Origin of the sequence: Paraconexibacter sp. (assembly GCF_041602235.1) — a bacterium.
GTDB lineage: Bacteria > Actinomycetota > Thermoleophilia > Solirubrobacterales > Solirubrobacteraceae > Paraconexibacter.
In genome coordinates this window covers 1-5205 of the sequence record NZ_JBFIGP010000262.1, presented here as the reverse complement: position 1 = coordinate 5205, position 5205 = coordinate 1, and the positions used below count along the sequence as shown (strand labels likewise).

Annotated in this window: 4 protein-coding genes; all 4 read right to left on the bottom strand. The window is 70.8% G+C overall.

Annotation, left to right across the window (positions count from 1 at the left end; translation table 11 throughout):
* On the bottom strand, window positions 1-732 hold a 732-nt coding region (locus ABYE80_RS16650), incomplete at its 3' end, for an AMP-binding protein (protein WP_372791426.1).
* A gap of 138 nt (window positions 733-870) precedes the next feature.
* A complete protein-coding gene (locus tag ABYE80_RS16645; RefSeq protein WP_372791424.1) occupies window positions 871-1953 on the bottom strand; it encodes an RIP metalloprotease in 1083 nt (360 codons plus the stop codon).
* Window positions 1950-3116, bottom strand: coding sequence for a 1-deoxy-D-xylulose-5-phosphate reductoisomerase (dxr, locus tag ABYE80_RS16640; RefSeq protein WP_372791423.1), 1167 nt, complete (start codon window positions 3114-3116; stop codon window positions 1950-1952). Before dxr ends, ABYE80_RS16645 begins: the two co-directional genes overlap by 4 nt.
* A 61-nt stretch (window positions 3117-3177) precedes the next feature.
* The coding region (locus tag ABYE80_RS16635; protein ID WP_372791422.1) for a M14 family zinc carboxypeptidase at window positions 3178-5205 on the bottom strand (2028 nt) is incomplete at its 5' end.

The following is a 5205-nucleotide window of genomic DNA, read 5'->3' as shown; positions in this document are numbered from 1 at the left end:
GAACCCGAAGACGATCGGCAGGTAGTGGTGGGCGGCGCGCTCGGCGATGTGCGCGGACGGCAGCCACGAGATGACGCGGGCGCCCTCGGGGAACTGCACGAGGGCCTCGATGTTCTCGACGGCCGAGAGCAGGTTGCGGTGGCAGAGCTGCACGCCCTTGGGCGGCCCGGTCGTGCCCGAGGTGTAGATGAGCGTGAGGAGATCATCGCCCTCGATGCCCGCGGCCGCGCCGGCCACGTCGAAGTCGCTGTCGGCCTTCTCGACGTCCGACAGGGACAGGCAGCCCTCGGGCGCCTCACCGTCGATGACGATGACGTGTTCGAGGTGCGGCAGCTTCTTGCGTGCCTCCAGGACCTGCGGCAGGAACGCCTGCTCGGTGAAGAGGATGCGAGCGTCCGCGTCGGAGACCACGAACTCGATCTGCTCGGCGGTGTACTGCATGTAGATCGAGAACGGCACGCCGCCGATCTGCATCGCGGCGATGTCGCAGAGGTGGAACTCCGGTCGGTTGATGAAGAGGAGGGCGACCGTGTCCCCCTTCTGGAGCCCGAGGCCGGCGAGCCCCGCGGAGAGCGCGTCGGCACGCGCGCGCAGGTCGGCCCATGTCCACGAGAGCTCATCGCCCTTCGTCCTGATCGCGACCTCGTCGGCACGCTGCTCGGCGGTGATGCGGAACGCCTCGGCGATGGACCGGGCATCGACCGCGCGACGGTCGGTGGTGCTGCTCTCCATGTCCTCTTCCCTCTCCTGGTGCGGCTCGATCGGTCGGGGCACCGCGACGGCAACCCTTCGTCCGAGCCTATCGCAGCGGCTCGGTCGACGCCCTCAAGATGACGCCCGCGTCACGTTTCCGCGCCGCGGCGACCTCGGTCAGCGGATGCCGAACCCCTCGCCGCGCAGGCGGTCGATGTCGTTCGTCAGTCCGACGGCGAAGATGAAGATCACCAGCAGGAAGCCCACGACGCTCGCCCGCTCCATCACGCTGAACGGGATCGGACGTCGGCGGATCTTCTCGGCCAGGGCCCAGAAGATGTGCCCGCCGTCGAGCGGAAGGAACGGGAACAGGTTCACGATGGCCAGCGACAGGGAGATGATCGCGAGGATCTGCATCGCCTGGATCCATGAGACCTCGACGCTCTGGCGGGTCACCTCGTAGGAGCCCACGACGCCCGACACCTCCTTGCGGGCGGCCGAGTCGTAGAACAGGCGCGTGATGGCGTCCACGGTCCCGGTCGTCACGCGCCACATGCCGGCGACGCTGCGGTCGGCGGCGTCGATCGGGCCGACGTCCACCTCGTCCGCGCCGAAGGCGAACCCCAGCCGCGTCCGGGGCGGGGTGGCCTGCGCGTCGAAGCGCGGCGTGAGCTCGAGCGTGAGGCGCCGCCCGTCACGGTCGAGGACCACGGTGGCGGGCTCCGCGGCCGCGCATCCCGCGACCTGTTCCCCGGCACACCGGTGGGAGGCGATCTGCCGCGACAGCACCTCGAGGTCGCCGGTCCGGCCGTCGACGGACACGATGCGGTCGCCCGGGAGCAACTGCCCCTGCGCGACCGAGCCCTTCTCGACGGCCTCCACGCGCGTCGAGGGCTCCTGCACGCCCTGCGACAGGAACAGCGCCCACAGGATCAGGAACGCGATCAGCACGTTCATGAGCGGTCCCGCGGAGATCACGATGACCCGCTTCCACACCGGCTGGCGGTAGTAGGCGCGGTGGGCGTGCTCCGGCGGGATCTCCTCGGCCGGGTTCATGCCCGTGATCCGCACGTAGCCCCCGAGCGGCACGGCGCCGACGCCGTACTCCGTCTCCCCGCGCTTGACCGTGAACAGCAGGGGCGGGAAGAACAGCGCGAAGCGCTCGACGCGCATGCCGACCGCCTTCGCCGCCGCGAAGTGGCCGAACTCGTGGAGGACGATGAGCGCCGCGAACCCGGCGAACGCGATCAGCCAGCTCATGCGGTGACCGTGGACACGAGGCCCGACGCGACCTCGCGCGCCTCACGGTCGGCGTCGTAGAGCGTCTCGAACGCACGGATCGGTTGCGAGCCGAGCTCCTGCAGCGCTCCGTCGATCACCTCGGGGATGCCCAGGAACGGCAGGCGGCCCTCGAGGAAGGCGTGCACCGCGACCTCGTTGGCCGCGTTCAGCACGCACGGGGCCGTGCCACCGGCGATCGCGGCCTCACGCGAGAGCCGCAGACAGGGAAAGGAGTCGGTGTCCACCGGCTCGAAGGTCAGCGATCCGACCTCGGCGAGGTCCAGGGGCTTCACGGGCACCTCGGTCCGCTGCGGGTGGTGCAGCGCGTACGCGATCGGGACGCGCATGTCGGGATGCCCGAGGTGCGCGAGCGCCGCACCGTCGACCAGCGTGATCAGGGAGTGCACGATCGACTGCGGGTGCACGACGACGTCGATGCGCTCGTACGGGGTTCCGAACAGATGGTGCGCCTCGATGACCTCGAGCCCCTTGTTCATGAGCGTCGCGGAGTCGATCGTGATCTTGCCGCCCATCGCCCAGGTTGGGTGCTTCAGCGCCTGCTCGACGCTCACCCCCTCCAGCTCGGAGCGCGTCCGTCCGCGGAACGGCCCGCCGGACGCCGTCAGGACGAGCTTCTCGATCGATGCGAGCCCGCCCGTCGCCTGCTCGCCGTGGATGAGCTGGTGGATCGCCGAGTGCTCGCTGTCGACGGGCAGGATGCTGGCCCCCGTGGCCTCCGCGAGGGCCATCACGAGCTCGCCGCCGACGACGAGCGACTCCTTGTTGGCGAGGGCGAGGTCGATCCCCTCCCCCAGCGTCGCGACGGTCGGTCCCAGACCGGCCGAGCCGACCAGCGCGTTGAGCACGAGATCCGCGCCGGACTCCAGCACGAGGCGGACCAGGCCCTCGGGGCCGCGCAGCACCTCGCCGTCGGTCCATGCCTCGGCCGCGAGGGCGCCGAGATCCTCGTCGGTCACCGCGATCCGCGGCACCTGGTGCTCGACCGCCTGGGCGACGAGCGCCTCCCAGTTGCTCTGCGCGCTGAGCCCCACGACCTCGAGGTCGTCGGAGCGGGAGATGACGTCGAGCGCCTGGGTGCCGATGGACCCGGTGGAGCCCAGCAGGAGGATGCGTCGGGACACGCGCCCATGATGGCAGGAGCGCCGTCATCGCCCCGTCACCGTCACGTGGAGCGAACGTCCCCTACCGCCGCAGCGTGACCCGGATCGAGCGGGAGACCTTGCGCCGCTGACCGTCGGTCGCGGCCACGAGGACCGTGAAGCGCACCGACCGGTTCCTGCCCACCTTCCGCAACGCCGTCCGCGCCCGCTTCGTGAAGCGGACCGTGAGGGTCCTGCTGCCCCGCATGCGCTGCTTCCGGGCGCTGCGAGCGACGATCACGGTCCTGCCCCGCGAGCTCAGCTTCAGGCGACGGGCGGTGGCGCCGTCGACGGTCATGCGCACGATCGCCGAGCAGGTCACGGAGCACCGCACGCGACTGCGCAGACCGTGCGTGATCGCCCGGTCCAGCCGTCGGCGGTCGAGGGCGAGGCTGAGCTTGAGCGGGCTCTTGCCCACGGCCGGGGCCGTGCTGCACACCGAGCCGAGGTTCACCGACCGCCCTCGGTCGACCTGGACCTTGGTGGTACGGAGCACCGTGCCGGCCGGCCGCTCGCAGGTCAGCGTGTACGCCTCCTTGCGGGCCTTCTCCACCACCTCCGAGCCGGCCTTCGCCGGCAGGAACTGGATCTTCCCGTCGACGGGCCCGACCGCGCTGAAGTTGCGGATCTCGGCGATGTAGGTCCGTCCGACGACCGGGTTGTCGATCACGACGACCTCCTGCGACTCGGCGGAGGCGCTGCTGCCGACGACGTGGTCGGGGTCGGCCTCGCCCTCGTAGACGTACAGGTCGTAGTCGTCCACGGGCACGGGACTGGAGATGGAGACGCGGAACTGGCGAGCGGCCGCCGCGGGGACCTGGAACTCGACGAACTTCGGCAGCCCGGGGAGCACCGGCGACGGGCTCGAGATGTCCCGCTCCTCGGTGGGCGCGTCGGCGACCTCGGTCGTTATCCGGTCGCGGGCGCGTGACGGCCGCGTCGAGGGGTTGACGTGCCAGGCGAACGTTCCGGAGGAGCCGACCTGGAGCGTCGACTCGACGCGGTCGGGGAAGCTGATCGGCGGGCTGGTCGTGCCCTCGGCGTCCGAGATCACGGGCGAGGTCTGCGTCGTGAAGTCCTTGGCGATCCTGAGCGTGGTGCCCTTGGGCGCGCGGCCCGTGAGCACGCTGTGCTGCGCGCGGTCGATGGCTGCCTCGTGCGCGAGCAGGTAGGCGGCGCGATTGCCCTTCCCGGCGTGCGCCCCGGTCCCCTCGTACTCGCCGACGACCTCGGGGAACGGCGGATGGAACTGCTCGGAACCGATCTCGAACGTGTAGCCGAACCCGCCGGTGGCGTCGTAGCTCCAGTCCTCCGTCGAGCCCGTCGTGTCGTAGAGCTGGTAGCCCGGGATCGACGCGTAGCCGTTCTGCGCCGCCATCGCGTCCGACAGCGCCCTGAGCTGGTCCTCGTCGGGCGGTGCGCCCTGGGCGCGAACTCCCGGCGGCCGCAGGATGAGGTTGGAGAACGTGTGGTTCGTGATCAGCGCGGTCGCCTGACGCGCGGAGACGAGCTCGCGGACGTTCTGCGTCTCGGGTTCGGAGAACGGCGCGGCGCCGCGGTAGATGTCACTGGTCGGATCGAGGTCCGCGCCGGGCCCGCCCCAGAGCGCGCCGTAGTTGCGGTTCGGATCCGTACCGAGCGTGCGGTTCTCGGCCTTCGCGCACTCGCCCTCGGCGGGGACCGCGCCGTCCGTGATGCGGCAGTTGCGCCGCTTGTAGGCGAACGTGCCGAGCGTCTGGTCGGCCAGGAGCGACGCCAGGTAGGCCGGGTCCTCGATCGGGAGCTGCTGGTTGACCTCGTCCGGGAGGTTGGCCGCGGCTGCGGGGCCTCCGATGTCCACCGGCGCCTCACGCGAGAGGTTGAAGCCGTCGACGTTGACGACCGGGACCAGCAGGGTGCGGCTCGCGTTGACCAGGCGGGTGATGCGCGCGTCCTTGCCGAACCCGTTCACGAGCTCGTGGGCGTACTCCATCACGTGCTCGCCCGAGGGCCACTCGCGAGCGTGGTGGACCCCCAGCTGCACGAACGTCGGCTTGCCGGTCTCGACGTTGACGTCCTTCCCGACCTCGAT